This window comes from Coleofasciculus sp. FACHB-712 (assembly GCF_014695635.1).
GTDB lineage: Bacteria > Cyanobacteriota > Cyanobacteriia > Cyanobacteriales > FACHB-T130 > FACHB-T130.
On record NZ_JACJOQ010000444.1, the window covers coordinates 1 to 22957 of the forward strand.

Here is a 22957-nt window from a genome sequence, read left to right on the forward strand (position 1 = left end):
CAGGCTTCCACCCTGCTTTTCTGGTTTTACGTGACCTTTCATTTTCTTTTGTTTGAGCAGTCTCTGTACAAAGGCTTTGCTCACATCAAATCTGGTTGCTAATTTCCTAATCGATGTGTTTTCTTGTTCGTATGCTTTGACTACTTTTTCTCGAAAGTCGATGGAGTAAGGTTTCATTCTACCTGTTCATGCACTGACCTCAATGTACTCTATATACCTGCAATCTGCTGTATATGTCGGGTTCCGAAAGGATAACTGATATGGCGAGATTGGCATTGTTTTTCAAATTGTTTTCGGTCGTAGTCGCCGTAGCTTGCCCAAACTCTATCTTTTGATAAATATTTTTTCTTTAAAATTGAACAGGCTGATTCAAAAGAAATTCCTAGATTAACTTGTGCTTGAGTTAATGTGGTTAAATTGGTGCAAAATTGACTAACTTGGGAACGTTCGGGTTTCACGAGGATACTTTCTTTTTCCAAGCGATCTCCCGTAGCGATATCAATTGGACAAATCCCAATTTCGATGATTTCGTTTTCTTGCCCAGCGGGTGGATTTCCTTGCCAGCAAGTTGATTCAATATCAACCACAAGGATTTGGTCTAATTTCTTAGCCATTTTGGGGTGACTTCTTGTTTGGTGTGGACACCCCGTAGAGGTGCCTCTACGGGGTATTGGGAATTTGAAATAATTAGTCAGTTAATTCGGTGCGAAGTTGATTGACAACTCGGCTTAAGGCTACTGAATGGGAGGCTTTGAAAAGGATGCGATCGCCTTCTTGCACCATTTCTTTCAAACGCTCTACCACAGCCTGATGCGTCGAAAAGCACTCAGCAGGTAAAGGGGCAGCACCCAGAGCGATCGCTTCGGCTTCTTTGTCATCTACCAGCACCAGCAAAGCGTCTAGATTCAACCGCCGCGCCGCTTCTCCAACTGCGAAGTGGAATTGGGGCGATCGCTCTCCCAATTCCTTCATCGTCCCCAGAACCGCAATATGCCTTTTTCCTGGCGTTTGTGCCAACAATTGCAGTGCCGCCAGCATTGACTCTAGCCCAGCATTGTAGGTTTCATCCAAAATGGCAACATCGTTGGGCAAATCGTAGCGCTGCGCCCTCCCAGATGGCAGATTTACCGACAAACCGGCGGTTAACGATTTCCAGTCAACCTGGAGAACTTTAGCTACTGCCAAGGCTGCCAGAAAATTAGATGCATTATGACGCCCCGGTAGCGGTAACGGCAGATGCACCCCTTCGACGCACAATGTCTCGTTATCAATCAATTCCCCGCGTAAATCTCCCCCTTCCAAGCCGTAGGTAATGGTTTGCCCTTGCCAAACTGTTGCCGCAGTTTCCATTAACAAGCGGTTGTCGTGATTCAGAACAGCGATGCTATTGGAAGGCATTTCCGCGAGTAATTCGCATTTCGCTTGGGCGATCGCTTCCTCCGAACCCAACCGCCCGATATGCGCGGTTCCCACATTCGTAATTACCGCTACAGAAGGTTGTGCAATTTGTGTTAATAGGGCAATTTCACCCCTAGCACGCATTGCCATTTCAATAACAGCATAGTTATGCATTGGTGAAAGTTCTAATAGTGTTTTGGGAACACCAATTTCGTTGTTGTAGTTAGCCTGAGTTTTAAGAATGTCGCCCTTTGTTGACAAAACTGCTGCAATTAATTCTTTGGTAGTGGTTTTACCTACCGAGCCGGTTATACCGATTACAGGGATATCGAACTGCAAGCGCCACCAATGAGCGATCGTTTGATATGCTTTCAAGGTGTCTTCTAGGCACAAATGTGGAAGAGATCCCGACAATGGGTGGTCAGTAATGGCTGCGATCGCTCCTTTTTCTAGAGCAGTTTCCACAAACTCATGCCCATCAAACTTGTCTCCCCGTAGTGCCACAAAAATTTCTCCCGGCTTCAGGCTACGGGTGTCAGTTGTAATTCCTGCAACATATCTTGCTAATTCGGCGTCAGATAGATTGATTGGTTTCGCCCCTATGATTTGGGCTATTTGAGAGAGGAGGACGTGACAAGGCATGAGGCTTATGTTCAAACTTCAAGAAGATTCATCCTTATCATGCACTACGCAAAGCGTTAGAACAAAAGATGCATTTTGAGCAGTGATTTCTATCACATAATCCGCTATCTTGTCCCACTACTTTAGAGGTAGATGCGCGAAGTGAATAATTGATGCTCTGCGGCATCCGTATTTCTACTTCATCGAAACTTCACAATTTTGCCGCATATTTGCGGAACCATTTGAAGAATCAACCAAGATATGCTCTATTTGGGGTAATCTTTCTCCGATTATAGGAGTATAGAAAATAGCCCCCTTATCAGGGTGATATTTAGGGTGCATCGATTCAAGCGTCTACTACACGACAGTTGCAATAGAAATAAACCGAATCAACCGAACTGATATAAACTCAGCCCTAGCGTGCGTACGTAGGGGGGCATTGAAGTGACAACCTGGACAGACTGTTATCACCGACACACTAGCACTGAAGAGCAGCAGCTTTACGATCATTTGCTTTACTGGGTTCAACATGAATCACCCAGTCGGATGATCGAGCGATTTCGCCAGCTGTTCATGGATGGCGTGGGGTATTCAGAGCCAAAAATCTGGATGGCGCTGGAGAGAATTACGACTTCCAAGCAGGCTGAGCAGGAATTCCGGTTTATTCTTAATCGGTGCTGCCATATTCTGATCAATCGCTGGCAGATGCACCCCAATCTCCAAGCGTCCATCCCGGATTTGGTGGAAATATTCCAGACGCCTCCGGTCATGGGAACGGTTCGCTCTCGCGGAGCCAGACGTTTGCGGGAGCTGGTAAGGATTTTCAACCAGACGGAGCAATATCTGACCCTGCGACGGCTAGCCCAGGTGATGAGTCAAGCCGCAGAGGCAACTGGCAATGACTCTAAGCCTTTGGGAAGCTTAATTCGCCGGTATCCCTACCTATATGAACATTGCCTATTGAGTGAAGACAGCTCTTACGAGCATCAGCAAACAGTTCGGCAAATTCAATCCCGAATTCAGCGGGGATTTGAAGTCGATTTGTCTCAGTACGTAACTTACCAAGTACGGCGTGCCCAAGTGTCGCGTCAGACTTGCCCCAGTCAACGCGAACGAATTATCCAGCCGGTGACGAATCCAACGTTATTGAGCGATCGCGAACTGGGTGTTGCTCTCAAACAATTTTACGGCAAAGTAGAAGGCTCCCACACCTACCGAGATTTATCACAGCGCTTCCTCACCCACACCAGCCAAACACCTTCCTACAGAGCTTTTAAATGGGATTTATACGAATATCTGACCGCTTCCATTGACCCAGAATTTGGTAAACGTCAGTTTAACGAGCGCTTGTATGCCCAGCTAAAAAACACTCTCCCGAATAGCGATTCCCAAAGACCTAGCGAATTCTTGATTGTCCGAACTTGTAGTCAATTGTTGAACTTTTTAGTGGTAGAAAGTCCGCAGCGACCGAATCACTATGTCTTCGTCGATCTGATTACGAATTTGGGGGCGACATTCACAACCGGCTTGCTTTTGAAAATAGTGCTGCTGTGCCGCAAGGTCAAGCCCTACTTGGAAAAGCGATTTTCAATTCTTTTTAACCACTACGAGTCTTATGCCAGAGATGGTGTGCCGTGGTTAATCAAATCTCTGGAAAATCTGAATGTAGCTTTAAGCCTACACTTTGGGGATGCTGATGTTTCCTGCTTGAGCCAAATATTATGAGCTAAATATTATCAGGAATTGCCGCTGCTTGCCCCAACGAAGGCAAGAGGCATTATTTTTTACTTTTCTAGTTTTTCCAATTACCACTACATTTCATCTGTCTATTGCCCCGAATTCAGCAGGGGTTCAGGAAAGCTGATGTGTAGCCTCACAAAAGTGAAATGGTAACAGTTAGCTCAAATACAATCCCTAACCCCCTAAGCCTCCTTCCCTTAGTGGAGGAATTGAGGGGGTTCGCGGGGGCGCAAGGAGGGTAGACAGACGAAGAAATCCGACTTCTGCTGCTGGTGAAAAACAGTTTTCCCCTGATTTTGTACGCCTGCTTAATGAAAAGTTAGGAACGGTTCGATTCAGAAAATAAATTTTATGCTAGAATCTTGCTCGTGAATCAGAATCGGATGTAAGCTTTGTTACTCGCGCAGCAAGTTTATCTCTACTGTGTGGGCAAATAGCTCTCCGAAACTGGAGCTTGAAAATATTGAATGGTGGAGATATTTCCGTGTCGATATATGTAGGAAACCTATCCTACGAAGTTACGCAAGACGATCTCACATCTGTCTTTACAGAGTACGGAACCGTTAAACGAGTTCAGCTGCCTACAGATCGAGAAACGGGGCGGATGCGTGGCTTTGGATTTGTAGAAATGGGAACGGATGCTGAAGAGGAAGCTGCAATTGAAGCCCTCGATGGAGCAGAGTGGATGGGTCGCACCCTGAAAGTAAATAAAGCCAAACCCCGTGAAGATAGGGGTGGGAGTCGCAGTCCAGGAAGCAGGAGCGGTCAAGGAGGAGGAGGAAATTTCTCTTCCCGGCGCTATTGAGCTAGTGGCTTAATCATGTCAACTTGAGATTGGAATAACAGCAAAGATCGATTGCCTGTAATTCTCCGCTTGATTTCGGTTAGGGACTAGCAGTGTTAGTTGGTCAAAATTGAGTAAAAATGCGCCCAGCATCTTACGACTACACCAGACCAGGTTAGTCGTAAGATGCTGGGTGGCGCATGGTACAATCAATGCTTAGGGTAGCTTAAGTGTGCTGCTCGCCCGTCGTTTGGCTGGAGTCATCTCAGGTACTCAGAGCGACTGAATAAGGTAGGGCTGCTCCTGGAAGTTCGAGACTGAGTACGTTGGTAGGCTAATCGCACTCGTCGGGAAAAACAATAAGCAAAAAGCTTTGTACAGAAGCGATATTGGGTCTGTACAACTCCAGTACGCAAATGGTCTGGAGGTGAGTAGGGCACTAGAGACTCGGCAGCCAAGTCTTTACCCGAAACACACCGAAAACGGCAGTAGAGGCATGGTCATAACCCTTGCCGCTGCGCCAATCGCAGGAGGAATGAACGAAAGCTGCGATCGCTCAAGCAAAGCCATCGATCGTGGATTAAGTTCACACCCGAAAAGCAACTTAATCACCTATACAGAGGAATCATCAAGAATGACCCAAGTGGTTTTAGGCGAAAATGAGGGAATAGAATCAGCTTTGCGCCGCTTCAAACGGCAAGTATCCAAGGCTGGAATCTTAGCAGATTTTAGATATCGGCGGCATTTTGAAACTCCCATAGAAAAGCGCAAGCGCAAGGCAACTGCTGCCCGCCGCAAAAAAAGACGTTTTGGGTAACAAAAGTGAGTTGCCCTGGCGTGCTACCACTACAGCATCAGCTAGGGCGCTTCTTTAGATTCTTTATTTGCCATAACACTACGGCTATTGTAAAGACTCATAGATTTCTCAACTCCTTGTTTGAGGCTCAACTCCACCGCCTCAACCACGAGTTGCATGACATCAGACAAAGCTTTACTTTCATCAGGGGAAAACCGACCCAAGACGTGGGAAACCGTGTCCTGTTCTACTTTGGTTTTACCGATGCCAATCCGCAATCGAGGGAAATTTTGAGTACCGAGATGAGCGATCGCAGACTTCATTCCATTATGTCCCCCAGCCGAACCAGAAAGACGCAAGCGAATCTTTCCCAGCGGCAAATCCATATCGTCATAAATTACTAGGACAGACTCTGGCGGCAATTTATACCAATCCGTCACCGCGCGAATTGCCTGTCCGGAGAGATTCATATAGGTAAGGGGTTTGAGTAACCGCACCTTGTCTCCGTGTAATCCGCGTCCCTCCCCAAACTCCCCCTGGAACTTGCGATTTTCACTCTTGGAAATTTGCCAGGAACGCGCTAAGGCATCAATCACTTCAAACCCGATATTGTGTCGCGTCTTCTCGTACTTGGGTTCTGGATTCCCCAGACCAACGATTAGCTGGGGAATCACTAGAGTAGAGGTTGCCTTTCCGTTGTCAGTGGTCATTTTTTGATTGTCCATTATCAATTGTCGATGATTAGTAACCACTAACCTGGGTCAAGCGAATTAAGAAGCGATCGCTAACTTCGTCAGATTACTTGTTGAGCCTCTTCTTGGGGAACAGAAGCAATGAGTTTTTCTTGGTCTCGCTTGCGCTTTTTCGCATAAAGCTGAATGGTCGCTGCCATCGTCACAATCAGCCCAACAACGAGCCAAGTGGTAATGTCTGTAGGCAGGCTATTCTTAAACACAGCCAGCAAAACAATCACCACTAAAAGTAACGTCGGCGCTTCATTCAAAGCGCGTAACTGCTGACTATTCCAGGTGCATCGGTCTTCGGCTAACTGTTTGATGAGACGACCACAGTAATGGTGGTAGCCAATCAAAGCAGTCACCAGACCGAGTTTGATATGCAACCAACTCTCTCGTAGCACTTCAGTCTCAGTACTTACCAGACCAATTGCCATCGCTACCGTGACAATCATGCCCGGTGTAGTGATGATGTTGTAAAGGCGTTTTTCCATAATCTGATACTGATTCTTCAGAATCGTTTGGGCAGGTTCTGGCTGTTCCGACGCCTCTACGTGATAAATAAATAAACGTACTAGGTAGAACAAGCCTGCAAACCAAACCACAAAGCCGACAATGTGAAAAGCCTTAAACCAGAAATAAGCCATCAATCGTGTCCTCTACAGTCAAACTCTGTAAAATCAACAAGTTTTTGCAAGGGTAGCAGAGCAATTTTTCAAACTGAGTGCTGGAAGAGAGTTTCCAGATAGACCCGTGCTGCTTTGCGATAACTGTGCGAAGCTTCTGGGGTGCTGCCATTACCATTTTGCAGCAAGAACAGCGACAGCGCTGCGGCAAATACCCGGTCTTGATCCCAATCGGGATGAGTTTCCAGGTAATCTTTGAGAGATTCGTGTAGGTCTTCGGGAATTTCTGCCAAGATACTGATATTTGTGTTCATAGAATTCCTTTGCGTTGTCTATGGGTAAGGGCGCAACAGCCCCATGCCCTTACAAGGGTCAGTCTTGCAGTTGCCAATCACACTGACCGTCGCATCATTGTCTGCTGAGAGGGGGTAGGGTTGTCAATGCTGCGAAATATTACAGGCCGGGGTATGTCTAAAAAATATTCACGAGTTAATCAGCTTTGTAGGCGGATTTTTGTTACTTATCTTTACAAAAACTCGGTTGCTCTCGGCTGAGTTACTGTCTTTTAGAAAAATCCCCAATAGAACAGCAAAACCCGATCCGAGTGTTCAACCCTGTGGAAAAGGTCAGAGAACCTGTGGAAAAAGTTGAACGCCTTTGTGGAAAGGCTGGGGAATGGGTGGGGAAAAGTTGGGTGAAAGATAAGAATTGCAAAGTGCTAATCGAAGGACGGCTGATACTCAGTCGAGGGTTGAAATGTTGATACTTTAAAACGTTGGTCGGTTAAAATTTAACGTTTTAATCCGATCCAACATTTCAACCTTAAATGGCTATCCTACGGAATCAGGCCGCTGAAGGAGCTGGAACTGAGAGGGAATGTCCCAAAGCAGCGAAAACTTGGCGTTGCTCAAACAGGGTAACGAGGTCGCTGTTGATTTTGTTTTGGGCGGCTTCTGCTTTGAGGATTTTCAGGGCAGTTTCTACGGGCAAGCGGCGCTTATAGGGGCGATCGCTTGCTGTAAGAGCATCATAAATATCCGCAATTGTCAATATCTGAGACTGAATTGGAATCGCTTCCTGTTTCAAGCCTTGAGGGTAGCCACTCCCGTCGAGTTTTTCGTGATGCCCTGCGGCGATCGCGGGAACATCTTTGAGGTGTTTCGTCCAGGGTATCCGGTTGAGAAACTCAAAAGTGTGCGTGACGTGCGCTTGGATGATTAAACGCTCTTCGGTTGTCAGGTTGCCTTGTGGCACCATTAGCTGAGCAATCTCTGTCGGTGAGAGGAGAGGCTTGATCTGTCCATCCACATCTTGATAAGTGTAACCAGACAGCTCTTGGAGCCGTTCTGGAAGCTCTTGGGCGAGAATGTGGGGTTCGTTCGCCTCTAGTAGGAGATGCCAATATTCATTGAGTTGCGCGATCGCATCCTCTAACTGACTATCTAATTGTTGTAGCTGTTGGCAGTGGGAACAGACAATTTCCGAATCTTTATGTTGATGGCTGGGATGCTCCAGTAAATACTTAAATTTAGTCTGGGCGCATTCCATTTCCAGCGTTCGCTGCGCCACAGCAAAGCGGTTACGAATCACCTCTATCTGGGATGGGTAGAGTTTTTTCTGCTTCCCCAGAATGGCTTCGGGTGTACTGACTTTGCCAAAGTCATGTAACAGTGCGGCGTAGCGAATTTCTTGGATTTGGCGTTCGTTAAAATAAATTGACCGCAGCGATCCCGTGGTAATTGTACTGGCTTCTTGCGAGAGACGCACCACTAAGTCGGCAACTCGTTCGGAATGCCCGGATGTTGTGGGATCTCGTGTTTCAATAATTTGGACAGAAGCTCTAACAAAGCCTTCAAATAGATTTTCAATACTTTCTTGCAGCTGATTGCGTTCGATCGAGATCGCCGCCTGAGAAGCAAGCGATCGCACAACGCGCTCTTCCCAAGCAGAATAAGGTTGGGTAACATTCAGCACATTTTCAGGCGTGACAATCGCATCACGATTAACCTTGCGATTAATTAGCTGAAGCACCCCAATAATTTCCCCTTCACCGTCTTGCATGGGTAGCACTAAGACGGAGCGAGTATGGTAAGGAATCGAGCTGTCAAAACTGCGATCCAACTGATAGGGAACTTCCAGGGGTAAATTATAAGCATCCGGCAAATTTAAGCTTTCACCTGTCAGCGCCACATACCCTGCCAGACTTTTCGGAGTCAATGGCATCAAAAACTCTTGAAAGGAATCGCTGCATTGAGAATCATTTTGCGCGACCTTAAACACTAACTTGGGAGTGTCACTACTTCGCTCTACTAAATAAACACTCCCCGCATCACTACAAGTAATTTCCCGACTCTTCGATAAAATCAGATTCAGTAATTCTTTTAAATTATGACTGCTCGAAAGCGCTGTCCCGATTGCCAAAAGTTGCTCAATGAGTTCTGCTGGCTCTTTGATTTCCGGAAGCCACACTTGGTTCTTCGCTGTGATTATCTGGCAAGGGGAGACAGTCATAAGTATGCACCGTTTGATTACACGTAAGCTTGATGGTAGCTGCTTGAATATAGGTTTCTAAAAAAGCAACTCAGGCACCGCAGAGCAGGAATACCGGGTTTATCTTTGCAGCCGGTAATGCTCCTCGCTCAACCAGGAGTATTTTAATCCTAGTTTTTGGAGCGAACCTCTCTATGACTATCATCTGCTATTTCTACGCACCTCTAAACAGAGATTTTAAAGAAAAGATAAAGTTAGCAAGATTTGCGACGAAATCAGAAGCATAGTTTGTCTTGAAAGTTACTGTCGAGTCTGTTGAAAAGGCTAAAAACCGTCTTTTTAGAGTGATTACTTATTTGCATACTTCATCTATTCTTCATAATTCTTCTTGAAAAATTTACACTGGTTGCTGAGTCCTAAATTCTAATTTCCAGGTAATTTGGCGTACCAGTCATCGGCATTTTTACTGATTCTTTTTAATGACTTTCGGGAGATGCGAGCTAAGTTAGCTAGAATCAAGCTCATCTTGCCTTAAAATAGGAGTTTGTGGCGGTGATGGGCAAGAAAGCCGCATCAGAAAAAATTGCCAAGACAAGTCTTTTTGACAGTGCGAAATTGTAATACTCATTACAATTTCCCTAGTAGTTGCTCATCTGATTAGGCATAGCAGTTCTAAATAACTCGGAAAGGTGAGATCCCAGACTTCGGGAGAGAAGTCTGGGATCTGATGGGCTGGCTCACCGCTCAAATCGGATTGCTCTAGTTCGCTAACGGCGCGGAAAATTGGGAAGCTAGCACCTACCATCGGCAAGCTTCCCCGATTCATTCCATTTGTCTCAAGATAAAAATGCCCACCCGACTTTTGGGATGGTATCTCGCTTTGCCCTGAAAGTAATTAGATAAGAATTCTAATTTTGACTGGGTGGAGGCGTCCGATTCGTCAAGCGTTGAAAGGCGATTTGGATCGCTAAGGCAACTAGACCAACAGCCACTAAGGCAAAGATAGAGGTTGCCAGCGTGCTGACGCCCACCACGAGGGTGCGAACAGCGATCGCAATATTGATGGTCGTTACATTATCCGAGTGGATGGGCTTGGCAGCAAAGCTTTGAGCAATTGAATTGGTGAGGAAATAACAACCTGTTGCCATTGCTCCTGCGATCGATGCACCACTCAAACAGCGTAGAGGACTCGTGGGCGTTTGGACTGGGGCTGGTGGGTTATCTGTAGTGTTTGGATTATTCATAGGTTCATTGAGCGATTCGCAATTAGGGATCGGTGATGAATATTTAGCGCAATCAATGGGCAACAACCCGAATCCCAGCGGTGGTAAACGGTGCTACCCACAAATCTAAATTGGGTTCGGGGATTGACTTTCTTACGTGCTGCTGTACTTGTTGTGCTTTGGCTTCTGATTCCGAAAGAGCAAACACGGTTGGCCCCGAACCCGACATCATTGCCCCCAAGACCCCCGCTTCATAGAACGCTTCCCGCAGTCGCAGCACTTGGGGATACTCCGGCAATACGACTTTTTCTAAGTCATTGTGCAGTAATTGACCGATTTTCACCTGATCTTTCTTGAAGATGGCGTTAACCATCGCTCCAGAATGTACCCGTTGTCTGCGAGCCTCTAAACTATCAGCGTCAGAAACGTAGGTACTGATATACTTCTGCCGGTAAGTTTGATAAGCCCAGGGTGTAGATACCGCAAGGTTGCGGTATTTGCCCAATACCACCCAGGGATGCTCCAAATTAGGGAGGGGAGAGAGTTGTTCGCCTCGCCCAGTTGCCAGCGCTGTCCCCCCCGCGATGCAAAAGGGGACATCTGAGCCAATTTTTGCTGCCAGTTCTTGCAATTCCGACTGAGTGAGTCCTAGATGCCACAGCAAATCGATTCCCATTAAAACAGCAGCAGCATTGCTAGATCCCCCTGCTAACCCTGCCCCCACGGGGATTCGTTTGTTGATGTTAATCTCGACACCGCCGTACTGGGCAAAAGCTTGGGGAAATTCTGCCGCCATCAATTCTGCTGCGCGGTAGGCAAGGTTGGTTTTGTCTGACGGTACTAGGGGATGATCGCAGTGAACTTGGATGGATTCAGTGCTAAGCGATCGCAAATCAATTTGGTCGGTAAGACCGACACTTTGCAGCACCATCGCCAGTTCGTGATAACCATCCGGGCGATCGCTGATAATTTCCAGATACAGATTAATTTTGGCTGGGGAAATCAGGGTATAGGAACGCATTAGGGTTTTGTAGATATATGCCCACAGGCTCTCATACTGGGGCTACATAAACCAAGTTTGACGAGAGCAGGCTTAGTCAAACAAGCGATCTTTTCAGCCCGCGCACCATCCTGACAAGAGTTTGTGTAGCCGCAACTTTAGTCGTTAGGCTTGAGCAAATTACTCAAAGCAACCCACTGGGTAAGGCCCAAGTCTTCGGCGCGGGCTTGAGGGTTTACTTCTAATTGTTCCAGTATTTGGGTGAGGCGATCGCGTTCAACCACACTTTTCAGATTATTTCGCAACATTTTGCGCTTTTCGGCAAAGCCGAGTTTGACTAAATTCTCTAGGTGCTTGGGGTTCTGGGCGGGCGGTTCTATCAATCGCGGACGCAGCCGCACTACCGCTGAATCTACTTTGGGCGGCGGATAAAATGCTCCCGCTGGCACAATACAGATTAACTCGCACTCTGCCAAATACTGCACCCGCACGGTTAATGCCCCAAAATGTTTCGTGCCTGGTTTGGCATAAAGCCTTTGTGCAACTTCTTTTTGTACCAGCAGCACGATGGAATCAAACGGCTTAGCGGCTGGCTGGGCAATGGTACCTAACAACTTTTCCAGAATTGGGCCGGTAATGTTGTAAGGAATATTGGCAACAACTTTATTGGGATGTTGGAACGCTGGAAAAGGAGCAAGTTGAGCGTCTAAGTCGAATGAAAGGAAATCGCCTTGCAAAAGTAAAAAATGATCGACTTTACCTAATTGTTTAGCCAGCAGTTGACATAAATCGCGGTCAATTTCAACCGCAACAACAGATTGAGCTAAAGGTAATAAGCGACGAGTCAGGATGCCGGTGCCGGGGCCAATTTCTAAGACCCGTGAAGCGGAGCGATCGCCCTCAGGCGACTCGCTGCTGGATAACTCCGCTGCGGCGACAATTTGATTGAGCGCCTTGTCACTCCGCAGCCAGTGTTGAGCAAATTGTTTTCGAGGTTGAGGCGATCGCATGGAGGAAAGGATGCTGTTACAGTCTTCCTTCCAACCTACCACGCGGTCAAGTTGCTGCTTCCCCAAAGCTAAATAATGCCCTAAATCCAGAGCCAAGCCGCCTCAGTCGCCCCGGATCGACTTATTGCTTTTTCTTAAAAAAATCTGGATACCGGAAAAACTTCTGCCAGACTTGTATAGGTTTGCATCCTCCACAAGCAGGAGATTTGTCGGTGAAGTACGAAATTCGCTATAAACCAGCCTTTGCCTCTATTTTTGTCATCCTGAATCCAGGTGATAGCCTCACTGCTGAGGCGGGAGCTATGACCAGTATGGATGCCAAATTGTCGATAAAGACGGAATTTTCAGGGGGTTTAATCTCTGGATTGCTAAAGAAATTCTTTGGTGGGGAATCCCTTTTTGTGAATGTTTTTACCAACAATACACAGCAACCTCTGAATTTAATCTTGACTCAATCCACCATTGGCGATATAGCTTGTATTGACTTGCGGGGCGGACGAGAAATTTGCTTTCAACCAGGTGCTTATATTGCCCATAGTCCAGGCGTAAAAATGGGAGTTCAGTGGGCAGGTTTTAAGAGCTGGATCTCAGGAGAAGGGCTGTTTAAGCTGAAGTTAAGCGGTCAAGGTCAGGTATTTTTCGGTGCTTATGGCGGCATCATTCAAAAACGGATAACCGGGGAATTTGTGGTTGATAGCGGTCACTTAGTTGCCTACGAACCTGGTATCAAAATGAATGTTGGACTCGCTGGCGGCTTGCTTGGTTCTGTTACGTCAGGGGAAGGATTAGTCAACCGGCTGACGGGGCAAGGAGAAATTTATTTACAATCTCGCAGTATTGGGGGTTTGGTCGGATATTTACGTCCTAAATTTCGTTAAGAAAAAGCCGATCGTAATAGCTTTTTCGCTTAATTGCTGAGTGCATAAATCAAGAGGATTTGTAGCGATGGATGTGGAAGTTTTACATCAACCGGACAGCGCGATCGCTCGCGTTACTCTCGGTGCCGGTGAAGAATTAGTCGCAGAAGCTGGCAGGATGATTGCCATGAGCGGTTATATCAATGCCAGTACGACTTTAAGGCAAGGAAAAGGCGGCGGAATTTTGGGCGGGCTGAAACGCATGGTTGCCGGTGAGTCGCTGTTTTTGAGCGTTTTTCGCTCTCCCACGGCTGGCGGTGAAGTATTTTTAGCTCCCAAATTGATGGGCGATATTTTACTTTATCAAATGACTGGATCTGGGCTGGTCGTCCAATCTGCTTCTTACCTTGCTAGCGAGTCAGATGTTGATCTTGAATTAGGATTTCAAGGCTTGAAATCTTTGTTTTCTGGGGAATCAATTTTTTGGTTAAATGTCAGCGGTCATGGCTCTGTTCTGCTTTCTTCCTTTGGGGCGATTTATGAAATTCCTGTGAATGGCGAATATATCGTTGACACGGGACATATTGTGGCATTTGAGAAAAGCCTGAAGTTTGAAATTAGAAAAGCAACTTCCAGTTTAATTGGTTCGTTTTTGGGCGGAGAAGGATTCGTTTGTCGGTTTCAAGGGCAAGGTCGAGTGTTTTGCCAAACTCACAATCCAGGTGCCTTCGGGGTGCTAGTGGGTTCTCAGCTTCCGCCGCGATAAAGAGTGGGAATTTGTCATTGATAAATAGATTTTGAACGATTACCCATCCTTCAATTAGGAATTAGCAAAGGATAATTATGAATGAGATTGCCTACGAAATCGAGCATTCCCCAGCCTATGCTTCCCTACGCCTCGACTTACAAGCAAATCAAACTGTCTTGGTAGAATCGGGCGCAATGGCAGCAATGGATACTTGCATTAAAATGAAGTCCAAAGTCAAAGGTGGCTTAATGCAAGGTATCGGTCGGATGCTGGGCGGTGAATCTTTATTTTTGAGTGAATTTACCGCTGAAGGAAGGGCAGGACAACTCTATGTTTCGCCTGGAGTCCCTGGAGACATTCAGCATTACTACCTGAGTGGTAATGGATTGATGGTGCAATCTTCGGGTTTTGTTGCAGCTAACCCTAGTGTGGAAATTGATACTAAGTTTCAAGGTTTTAAGGGCTTCTTTAGTGGGGAGGCGTTATTTTTACTGAGAGCAACAGGTCAAGGAGATATCTGGTTTAGTTCTTATGGGGCAATTGTAGAAATTCCAGTTGCCGGTGATTATGTAGTAGATACTGGCTATATTGTGGCGTTTGAAGACTCGTTACAATACAATGTCGAAATGTTGGGAGGCTTGTCATTTAAAGGGCTGAGAACTGGAATTTTGGGTGGGGAAGGATTAGTTTGCCGCTTCCGGGGTAAGGGGCGTTTATGGATTCAGTCGCGTGAGCTTTATGCACTGGTAAATTTCTTGAATCCGTTCCGTCCCGTGAAGAGTAGTAACTAAGCTGAATCTTGCTGTAACTGCACGAAATAGAACTTTTAGACGGTCGCGTTATGTCGGTTCTTACTTAAGGGCAATATAGAAAGGAACCTCACCCCCAACCCCTCTCCGTTCGCGGAGAGGGGAGAATCTTGAACCCCTGTGGGTAAATGGGGTGGGGGTGAACTGTAAGGCATCTAAATAGAGAATTGCGATCGCGTGCAGGTAACTCACGATGCAATAGAAAGAAGGTCAATGCATTGCTATACCGGATGCAACTAGGCAATGCAGTAACAATAGCGTTTTTGGAGCAAGCCTGAAGTGTCTGGAACTGCAACATCGAGCGATCGCAACCCACCTCCCAATAACCGCCAGTTACTGATTGTCTTAGGGCTATTTATTGGATTTATCGTCGGCGTTATTTGGCTGCTGGGGTTGTTCATTAATAGCTTGGTGTGGGTAATTCCTCCCAGCGTGGAGCGACAGTTGGGTGCCGTCATTGTCCCGGCTTATGAGCGCTTGGCGAAGCCCTCACCGGCTCAAGATACGCTAAATCAGCTGCTAGATAGGCTGGAGACAAAGTTGCCTTCCGAGCAGCGCCAAGAGCGAGATTATCGGGTGCTATATGTTCCCGATAATACGGTGAATGCGCTGGCGCTACCGGGCGATCGCATTATCATCTACGCCGGTTTGCTGAAACAAACGGAGTCGGAAAATGAGCTGATGATGGTGTTGGGGCATGAATTGGGGCATTTCGCCCACCGAGATCATTTACGGGCGTTGGTGCGACAACTACTGTTACCCATTGCGATCGCTACTGTCTTTGGGGATGCTGCTGGGTTATCATCGGCAGCGGCGACGGGTGTTCAAGCTGTTAGCAGTTCCCGATTCTCTCAATCTCAGGAATCTGAGGCGGATGAGTTTGGCTTAACATTGTTGCAACAAACTTACGGTCATGTTGCGGGTGCAACCGACTTTTTTGCTCGAATGAGTCGCAAAAGTGGTGCAGGCTTTGATTTCTTGACCTCCCATCCTGCCCCTGGTAGGCGCGTTAAAGAATTGCAGCGCTTAATTGAGCAGCGCAATTATCCTGTACAAAAGCGATTGGCTTTACCGGAAACACTGGCGAACCTGGAAAAATAGCCAGCGCTCCCAGACCTAACCGTCCACCCCTTCCTACCTTTCTAAGGGGCGCAAGCTATCTTCAAAGCCCCTCTCCGAATCGGAGAGGGGTTAAGAGAGATGTTTTTCCCGTTCACACGACTTGATTCGTAATCATCCACACAGTGCTATCCGAACGGACGTAGGGAACCGAAATTTTGCTAAATCCAGTAATGAAAGGTCTGTTGTATAACTGCCAATAACTGGGACTAATCTCATCAGCGATCGCCTTGAGCGCTTGCACTTCCTGCTTCAGTTCCTCCGCCAGTTCGTTAATTCGTTCAGCGCGATCCTGAGCGCGTTGTTTTCCTTCCTCTACCTGCTCTGCGAGAGGATGTTGTGTCCGCTCATGCAATAACTGTTGCGCCAATCCTTGCGATCGCCCGATCTCCTTCAATTTAGCTTCCAAGGCAGCGATCGCATCATCGATTCCCTTGACTTCAGCAGAGATTTGTGCTGTTTCTCTAGCATGACGACGATAAGCCTCAACGATTGCTTCTGGCGTGTTATAGCTTGGCAATACTGGATCTACTTTCAGGATGGCGCGTTCTTCTTTGAGCGCCTCAATCTGAGTGCGAATCGCTTCAATTTCTACTTGAATTGGCTCCATAATTACTTTCCTAACTTAGGTGAATAGTTCCGTAAAACTTCTTGCATTTTGTGAATCAATTTACAGGGTTACGATTACTCGACATTAATTCACCCGTTTGTTGACCTAACTTATGTTGAACCGAATTAGTCTTAAAAAGACAGCAAATTCGTTTTTAGTCATTGCCACAATTTTAAGTATGGAAACGGGATTGCTAAATGAGTCAATGCCTGCTTTAGCGGATATGACTACAAGTAACTGGAGCGAATGGATTGAAATCAATGAAACCAACAGTGTCAGCCGAGTGACGAATCGGAGAGACGATACCAGCCAGAACAACTGTCTGGATAATGCGCTTGAATTCCTGAAAAGTAGTAATGCCCAAGAGACAGGAGTTATCACAGAAGCAGCTTACGGACGATTTGGGAATCTGTCAGCTTATTTAATTTGTGCGCCTGAAGGGGATAAAGTTCTCGTTTTTGTTTCAGGACCTAGAAATCAATCTCGACAAATTCAGCAGTTACGCAAAAATCTGAGTGACCAATTTAGGAAATATTAGAGGTTTTCGCCCCGTGGGTGTCAATCGAGAGCGATCGCACTTGTGCCATAATTCCCTCATCCTTCCAAGCCGCCGCCATTGCCTCCACAACTGTCGGTGCCAACGCCGCCTCTGCTAAAGCTAATAAAGTTGGTCCCGCACCACTAATTACCATCCCAAAAGCACCAGAAGCCATTGCTGCCGAGCGTACAGCATCATATCCTCGAATCAACGCTGTCCGATAAGGCTGATGGATTCGGTCTTGCATCGCAACTCGCAACCAATCAGCCCTGCCGGTTTCCAACCCTCGCAATAATAAACCCAGATGCGCTGTATTAAAAATTGCATCGGCACGGCTGTATTGAGTTGGTAAAACTCGCCGCGCTTCTTCAGTTGAAAGTTCAAAATCCGGAATCGCGACTACTGGGACAATCTCAGAATGCCAAGGAATCTCACAAATTTCCCATTCTTCTTTGCTTTCTCCGTGTCTGTGCGGTTCGTCACTCAAACCCGTCGCTGCTAGACGACACCCCCCCATCAGTGCTGGAACCACATTATCAGGATGTCCTTCCAGAGCGATCGCAATTCTTCTCACCTCATTTTCATCTAGAGGTGCCCCAGCCAGACAGTTCGCACCCACCAAACCTCCCACAATTGCCGTCGCCGAACTCCCCAATCCTCTTGCCAGCGGCACACCCAGCTCGATCTCAATCTGCACAGGCGGTGGCGTCTTACCGATATGCTCGTACAATTTCACAAATGACTGGTAAACCAGATTATCAGCACCCGTGTTGACCCGTGCCGCTTCTATACCCTCAACCGTAATGCTGAGTCGTGTTACAGCATCCGCTTCCAGGCGGGTGAACTTGAACTGGTTGTACAGCGTTAAAGCTGCGCCTATGCAATCAAAACCCGGCCCCAAGTTAGCAGTTGTGGCTGGAACGCTGACGGTAACGGTAGAAACAGGATGCATCTCAACGAATTGCGAAATAGACTATTATAGACTCTACCGTTTAACAGCCTGCTATCTATGAAGGAACGTTTTTTTCCGGCATTACGCAGATGTTCAATGGCAGCATGACTGTAAAAGTAGTCCCCACTCCAACTTCACTATTTACAGCAATCTCTCCACTCTGTAAGTCTAAACATTTTTTGACAATCGTTAGTCCTAGTCCATGACCGGGAATACTACTCACATTTGTCGCTCGATGAAATGAGTCAAACAATAGTTCTCGGTCGCCTGGAGGAATGCCAATTCCGTTGTCTTTTACCTGAAAAACTGCCTCTCCATTCTCACACAAAAGTTCAAAGTAGATATTGCTGCCTTCGGGTGAATATTTGATAGCATTCCCTAACAAATTACTAAATATATGCCGCAGCAGTTTTTCATCCAAACAAGCATCAGTACACTCACCTTGATTTGTGAAAATAATTCTATGTTTTGAACCAGAGCTGAATTGCATATGGTCTACCAAATCCCGGCAAAAGCATACTAAATCCAGGGGTTTTGGCTTGCATTCTAGTTTTCCTTCGTCTGCTTTTCCAAACTCTAAAACTTCGTTTAATAAATTGTTCAGCGAATGAACCGAGGTTTGAATAAGATAGAAATACTCACGTCTTCTAAGTTCTGTTAATTCGTGGCTATAAGATTCCAGTAGTTCAGCAGAAGATAAAATTGCGGTCAGCGGGTTACGGAATTCGTGGGCAACCATGAACCAAAAGCGAGATTTAAGTTCGCTTAATTGTTTTTCTTTTTCAAGAGCTACGCGAGTTGCTGCTTCGGCTAAATGTCTGCGAAGTGCGATTTCAATCGTAGTATGTAAATCTCTTTCATCAAACGGTTTAATTATATAGCCAAATGGATCTGTGATTTTGGCTCTTTCCAGGGTTTTTTTATCGGCATAAGCAGTTAAATAAATTACTGGAATATCGAAGTTTTTATGAATTTTTTCAGTGGTTTCTATTCCATCCAATTGTCCTTTCAACATAATATCCATTAACACTAAATCGGGCTGAATTTCCAATACTTTTTGAATCGCTTCCTCTCCCGATGCAACAGAAGCGACAACGTTATATCCTAAGCGTTGCAAGCTCTTTACGATATCCTTGGCAACAATTCTTTCATCTTCAACTACTAAAATTTTTTCCTTTGCCATTTTTTTTATTTATGTCTTCCTAATGTTGCCGATTTCTGAAAATGTGATAAAAAAGCTTGTCCCTCTACGACTATCAAGTTCGATAGTCCCGTCTAATTGTTCAGTGAGGGTGCAGACTAACTCCAACCCCAAGGATTCAGTATTCCGGAAGTCCAAGTCTTTCGGGAAACCGATTCCGTTGTCACTGACGTTCAAAATAAATTGATGATTGCCGTTTGAGTAAATATTAATACAAATTTCCTTATCGATACTGGGCGTTGGAAAAGCGTGTTTTAAGGAATTGGACATTAATTCATTGATAATTAGACCACAAGGAATCGCTGTATCAATGTTTAGGTTAATGTCATTAACGTTTGTTTTCAGCGTAATTGCCTGAGAGCTTGCTTTGTAGGAACGAAGTAAATTTCCTGCCAGGTCGCGAATATACTCAGCAAAGTCTATCCTAGATAGGTCTTTGGACTGATACAATTTTTCGTGAATCAGAGCCATCGAGCGAATGCGATTCTGACTGTCCTTGAACATTCCCAGAACCTGTTCCTCTTTGGTATAGGCAGATTGCAGCTTTAACAGACTAGAAATAATCTGTAAATTGTTTTTGACGCGGTGGTGAATTTCCTTCAGCAGCACCTCTTTTTCTTTAAGCGAAGCCTTGAGTTGCTCTTCTGCTCGTTTGCGTTCGGCGAGTTCAGCTTGTACTTGCTGATAAAGTTCAGACTGCTGAATTGCGATCGCTACTTGCGTTGACAATTGTTTGAGCAAATCAATCTCAAACTCCCGCCACCGCCTGGGTCCCGAACAGTGATAGGCGCACAGCAGACCCCACAAATGTTCTCCTTGCAGAATCGGAACCACGAGACTCGCTCGGATATCATACAAAGCCAGGATATCGATGTGACATTGGGTTAACCCGGTGGTATAAATATCTGCTGTGACTTGAATACGCCCTTTTTTGTAGGCTTGGGCATAATTCTTCCCAAAGCAATTGTCGTGAATTGTGCTACTTAGAGCAGGTTGCCAGCCCTCAGCAACCGATTCGACAACGACAGTGCCACTCATATCTGGATTAAAACGGTAGATAATCACGCGGTCAGTTTGGAGAAATTGCCGCACTTCAGCGACGGCGGTGTTCAGAATTTCGTCCAAATTGAGTGATTGATGAATGCGAAGGGCAATTGTGGTTAACAAGCGATTGCGCTCAAGCTGTTCCAAGAGTTCCGCTGGGCTTTCCTGTCCTTGAGGTTCTAGGGTTTCATTGTGCGGGGGGAGAGAGGATTCGGCTTCAAACTGCTCGATCGATTGCTGCAATTGCTCTACTGCTGTAGATATTTGTGTGAGATCGAGCGTTTGCAAAAAACTGGTTTGGGTAACAATACCTAACAGCTCCCTGGGATTCTCCGACACCACAACTCGCTGCACCTGGTGCTGCTGCATTTCCCAAAGGGCAACTAACACTGAATCTGAGGGGCTTAAAGACAACACGGATGCCCTCATTACCCTAAACGCCTGTATCTGCGATAAATCCAGGCTGAGAGCCTGAAGATCGATGATGTCCCGTTCGGTGACAATCCCTACTGGCTTCAGGAGGGTTGTTAGCGTAGCGGTAGGTCGCACGTTTTGAGTTTTGTTAGTGTAGCGATGCGTAGGAAGTTTTGAGTGTTGAACCTTTGCTTCGCTCAAGGGATCGGGTTGAAGTTTTGAGTTTTCAATAGAACTCGACTCGGAACTTTCTTCTGTAAGCACAACACAATTGACCTGGTGTTCTGCCATTAATTGAGCTAAGCTCAGCGCCGAAGCCGTCGCCGGTGCTTGAATAACTGGGGCAGTCATCACTTCTGTCAAAGGCTGCGATTTGATTAGCTCATCGAGGGGCAGTGCTTGGCGAATACTTTCGAGGGTGATAGTGCCCACCACTTGCCTTTGCGCGTCTATAACAGGTAGGTGGCGAATTTGATGCTGGCGCAGGATTGACAATGCTGTGAAAATATTCTCTGTGTCAGATTCAGTCAGAGCGATGCTCGGCTGCGTCATTACCGAGGCAATCTTGACTTCTGCTAATTTGATTCCTGAGGCGATTACGCGAATCGCATCTGTGTGGGTAAACACTCCGATTAACTGCAACCCTTCTACTACAAAGACAGCGCTAGCTCGTGCCTCGCTCATTAGCACTGCTTCTGGGGGTATCTTCAAACTAGGAAGTACGCAACTGCTTTTCGCTTTGCCCATCATGGCGATCGCGTCCATCAGTGGGGTGTCAGCAGATACAGTCAGAGGACGACGATCGATGACAGATTCTAAGCTAAGCAATCCCTTTGTTGGCATGGGTCAACCTGTGTATTATTGCGGTGTATTACAGTGGGCGATCGCATACTTGCATTTGCAATTCCTCTATTACCAAATAGATTTTGCGAAAAGCAGTTGCTCCTTCACTTAGGATTCCCGCCAGAACTGTATTCGGTATCACATCGCCGCCTCGCAACCGTATCTATTTGACACAAATTGCCTTCACACAAGTTGCCGCGCCTTGTGCGTTACAGTCAAAATTCACCAATCGCTACTACTGGCACCCTATTTGCGTGCAGAAAGGTAAATCTTTGATTCGTCGTCTCTAGGCTTCGCGTGCTTTTGCCCTCATTCATCAAATTTATGACAGCAAGAAAACATCCCCGCAACCGTGAAATCCTATATGATTCGGATGTTTTACCAGGGCGATCGCTTTTTTACCACCTCCACCTTAGCTAGATCCTACCCAGCCAGAGAGTTAAGACAAAACCCTCTTTAGCATACCTTTTGTCTACCTCTTAAATCCTCTTGCTAAAGGAATATTTAAATGGATATTGATTTAACTAATATCTGCGCTGGCAGCATCTGACAAAAGGGTGAAATCCTAATAATTGGGAAGATATATAGTGTTTAGCTGGATTGGGGCTTAAAATCAGTTCTGCTACATCAAATCAATAAAACAAAGTAAAAAATGAACTTAATTAAGCGCATTCCAAATATCCTGTTGCACCCCAAAAGTGAGTGGCGAGCGATCGCAAAAGAAACAACCTCTAGCGCTAGATTGTATAACACCTATATTGCTCCTCTGGCAGCGATCGCTCCAATCGCCGCAGCTGTTGGTTGGGCAGTTATCGGCATCAATACCTCTAGTATCGTTACGTCTCGGTTGCCCTTAGTGCCAGCTATTTTATATGCAGGTGTTAGCTTTTTACTAACACTATTAAGCGTATTTTTCTTGTCGTTGATTATTAATGCTTTCGCTCCTCAATTTTCAGCCGAGAAAAATCAGCTACAAGCTCTTAAAGTTGCTGCTTATGCCAACACACCTGCCTGGTTAGCCGGTATCCTCCGTATCATCCCAAGTTTCACGATTTTCGCATTTCTTGCTGGGTTGTATAGCGTATATCTGCTATATCTGGGATTGCCGATTGTGATGAAATGCCCGAAAAATAAAGCAACTGCCTACACTGCGGTAACGCTTGCGGGTGCGGTTGTACTCTATGTATTGGTTATCGGGATTAGCAATCTATTGGTTACATTTCCCAAACCAGCACTCTAAAAAATGTTGGAATCGGCAGGCACTGGGAAGCTGAAAAATATCAATATTAAACTTAATCGGAAATAAGAGGTTGTAGAGAAAAGTGGGATGTTTCTATTCCTTTCACCCTAAGTGTCACCAGCTAGCGATAGCTGAGACGGAAGTTGTGCAATCCACAAGC

Annotated in this window: 25 protein-coding genes; 9 read left to right on the plus strand and 16 right to left on the minus strand. The window is 46.1% G+C overall.

Annotated features, from left to right (window positions below; all coding sequences use genetic code 11):
• From H6F50_RS13865 to murF, 3 genes are all read right to left on the minus strand, one after another.
• The coding region (locus H6F50_RS13865) for a FeoC-like transcriptional regulator (protein WP_242029009.1) at window positions 1-177 on the minus strand (177 nt) is incomplete at its 3' end.
• 32 nt (window positions 178-209) lie between these two features.
• Window positions 210-614 (minus strand): 3'-5' exonuclease, encoded by a 405-nt coding sequence (locus H6F50_RS13870; protein WP_190429143.1) that lies wholly within the window; start codon window positions 612-614, stop codon window positions 210-212.
• A 73-nt stretch (window positions 615-687) separates the two neighbouring features.
• Window positions 688-2040 carry a UDP-N-acetylmuramoyl-tripeptide--D-alanyl-D-alanine ligase gene (murF, locus tag H6F50_RS13875; protein WP_190429144.1) on the minus strand — a complete coding sequence of 451 codons (1353 nt, stop codon included), beginning with the start codon at window positions 2038-2040 and terminating at the stop codon, window positions 688-690.
• Between the two features lie 423 nt (window positions 2041-2463).
• Here murF and H6F50_RS13880 point away from each other — a divergent pair, with 423 nt between their 5' ends.
• The 3 genes from H6F50_RS13880 (at window position 2464) to rpsU (ending at window position 5360) form a co-directional block, all read left to right on the plus strand.
• Window positions 2464-3744, plus strand: a complete 1281-nt coding sequence (locus tag H6F50_RS13880) for a hypothetical protein (RefSeq protein WP_190429145.1) — start codon at window positions 2464-2466, stop codon at window positions 3742-3744.
• 499 nt (window positions 3745-4243) lie between these two features.
• A complete protein-coding gene (locus tag H6F50_RS13885) occupies window positions 4244-4564 on the plus strand; it encodes an RNA-binding protein (protein WP_190411592.1) in 321 nt (106 codons plus the stop codon).
• 613 nt (window positions 4565-5177) lie between these two features.
• Entirely contained in the window at window positions 5178-5360 is a 183-nt protein-coding gene (gene rpsU, locus H6F50_RS13890) for a 30S ribosomal protein S21 (protein WP_190411722.1), read from the plus strand.
• 41 nt (window positions 5361-5401) lie between these two features.
• Here the strand turns inward: rpsU and pth are convergent, their stop codons facing one another.
• From pth to rsmA, 8 genes are all read right to left on the minus strand, one after another.
• Window positions 5402-6049, minus strand: coding sequence for an aminoacyl-tRNA hydrolase (gene pth, locus H6F50_RS13895; RefSeq protein ID WP_190411593.1), 648 nt, complete (start codon window positions 6047-6049; stop codon window positions 5402-5404).
• Window positions 6050-6132: 83 nt separating this feature from the next.
• Window positions 6133-6720, minus strand: a complete 588-nt coding sequence (gene hemJ, locus H6F50_RS13900; RefSeq protein ID WP_190429146.1) for a protoporphyrinogen oxidase HemJ — start codon at window positions 6718-6720, stop codon at window positions 6133-6135.
• 68 nt (window positions 6721-6788) lie between these two features.
• Window positions 6789-7013: a DUF2811 domain-containing protein gene (locus tag H6F50_RS13905; RefSeq protein WP_190411595.1), complete on the minus strand. Its 225-nt coding sequence runs from the start codon at window positions 7011-7013 to the stop codon at window positions 6789-6791.
• Between the two features lie 529 nt (window positions 7014-7542).
• Window positions 7543-9210, minus strand: coding sequence for an HD family phosphohydrolase (locus H6F50_RS13910; RefSeq protein ID WP_190411596.1), 1668 nt, complete (start codon window positions 9208-9210; stop codon window positions 7543-7545).
• 628 nt (window positions 9211-9838) lie between these two features.
• Window positions 9839-10015: a hypothetical protein gene (locus H6F50_RS13915; RefSeq protein WP_190429147.1), complete on the minus strand. Its 177-nt coding sequence runs from the start codon at window positions 10013-10015 to the stop codon at window positions 9839-9841.
• Between the two features lie 82 nt (window positions 10016-10097).
• Complete coding sequence (locus H6F50_RS13920; protein WP_190411597.1) at window positions 10098-10433, minus strand: DUF3082 domain-containing protein; 336 nt, start codon at window positions 10431-10433, stop codon at window positions 10098-10100.
• Window positions 10434-10485: 52 nt separating this feature from the next.
• Window positions 10486-11433: a 4-(cytidine 5'-diphospho)-2-C-methyl-D-erythritol kinase gene (gene ispE / locus H6F50_RS13925; protein WP_190429148.1), complete on the minus strand. Its 948-nt coding sequence runs from the start codon at window positions 11431-11433 to the stop codon at window positions 10486-10488.
• Window positions 11434-11570: 137 nt separating this feature from the next.
• Complete coding sequence (rsmA, locus tag H6F50_RS13930; RefSeq protein WP_190429159.1) at window positions 11571-12422, minus strand: 16S rRNA (adenine(1518)-N(6)/adenine(1519)-N(6))-dimethyltransferase RsmA; 852 nt, start codon at window positions 12420-12422, stop codon at window positions 11571-11573.
• A 212-nt stretch (window positions 12423-12634) separates the two neighbouring features.
• Between rsmA and H6F50_RS13935 the strand changes: the two genes are divergently transcribed.
• The 3 genes from H6F50_RS13935 (at window position 12635) to H6F50_RS13945 (ending at window position 14818) form a co-directional block, all read left to right on the plus strand.
• A complete protein-coding gene (locus tag H6F50_RS13935; protein WP_190429149.1) occupies window positions 12635-13300 on the plus strand; it encodes a TIGR00266 family protein in 666 nt (221 codons plus the stop codon).
• Window positions 13301-13367: 67 nt separating this feature from the next.
• Window positions 13368-14045 (plus strand): TIGR00266 family protein, encoded by a 678-nt coding sequence (locus H6F50_RS13940; RefSeq protein WP_190429150.1) that lies wholly within the window; start codon window positions 13368-13370, stop codon window positions 14043-14045.
• Between the two features lie 74 nt (window positions 14046-14119).
• Window positions 14120-14818 carry a TIGR00266 family protein gene (locus H6F50_RS13945; protein WP_347276029.1) on the plus strand — a complete coding sequence of 233 codons (699 nt, stop codon included), beginning with the start codon at window positions 14120-14122 and terminating at the stop codon, window positions 14816-14818.
• Window positions 14819-14878: 60 nt separating this feature from the next.
• Here the strand turns inward: H6F50_RS13945 and H6F50_RS13950 are convergent, their stop codons facing one another.
• Complete coding sequence (locus tag H6F50_RS13950) at window positions 14879-15028, minus strand: hypothetical protein (protein ID WP_190429152.1); 150 nt, start codon at window positions 15026-15028, stop codon at window positions 14879-14881.
• Window positions 15029-15115: 87 nt separating this feature from the next.
• On the opposite strand from H6F50_RS13950, the gene H6F50_RS13955 reads away from it, so the two are divergent.
• Window positions 15116-15937, plus strand: coding sequence for a M48 family metalloprotease (locus tag H6F50_RS13955; protein WP_190429153.1), 822 nt, complete (start codon window positions 15116-15118; stop codon window positions 15935-15937).
• Between the two features lie 112 nt (window positions 15938-16049).
• Here H6F50_RS13955 and H6F50_RS13960 read toward each other — a convergent pair whose 3' ends face one another.
• A complete protein-coding gene (locus tag H6F50_RS13960; protein ID WP_190429154.1) occupies window positions 16050-16565 on the minus strand; it encodes a hypothetical protein in 516 nt (171 codons plus the stop codon).
• Window positions 16566-16677: 112 nt separating this feature from the next.
• Between H6F50_RS13960 and H6F50_RS13965 the strand changes: the two genes are divergently transcribed.
• Window positions 16678-17103, plus strand: coding sequence for a hypothetical protein (locus tag H6F50_RS13965; protein WP_190429155.1), 426 nt, complete (start codon window positions 16678-16680; stop codon window positions 17101-17103).
• Here H6F50_RS13965 and thrB read toward each other — a convergent pair.
• The 3 genes from thrB to H6F50_RS13980 are packed head-to-tail and all read right to left on the minus strand — an operon-like array spanning window position 17090 to window position 21557.
• On the minus strand, window positions 17090-18055 hold the full coding sequence (gene thrB / locus H6F50_RS13970; RefSeq protein WP_190429156.1) for a homoserine kinase: 966 nt from the start codon (window positions 18053-18055) through the stop codon (window positions 17090-17092). The genes H6F50_RS13965 and thrB overlap by 14 nt on opposite strands.
• Before the next feature lie 55 nt (window positions 18056-18110).
• Complete coding sequence (locus H6F50_RS13975) at window positions 18111-19238, minus strand: ATP-binding protein (RefSeq protein WP_190411606.1); 1128 nt, start codon at window positions 19236-19238, stop codon at window positions 18111-18113.
• 9 nt (window positions 19239-19247) lie between these two features.
• Window positions 19248-21557 (minus strand): CBS domain-containing protein, encoded by a 2310-nt coding sequence (locus H6F50_RS13980; RefSeq protein ID WP_190429157.1) that lies wholly within the window; start codon window positions 21555-21557, stop codon window positions 19248-19250.
• 652 nt (window positions 21558-22209) lie between these two features.
• Here H6F50_RS13980 and H6F50_RS13985 point away from each other — a divergent pair.
• Window positions 22210-22797, plus strand: a complete 588-nt coding sequence (locus H6F50_RS13985) for a Yip1 family protein (protein ID WP_190429158.1) — start codon at window positions 22210-22212, stop codon at window positions 22795-22797.
• Window positions 22798-22957 lie beyond the last annotated feature (160 nt).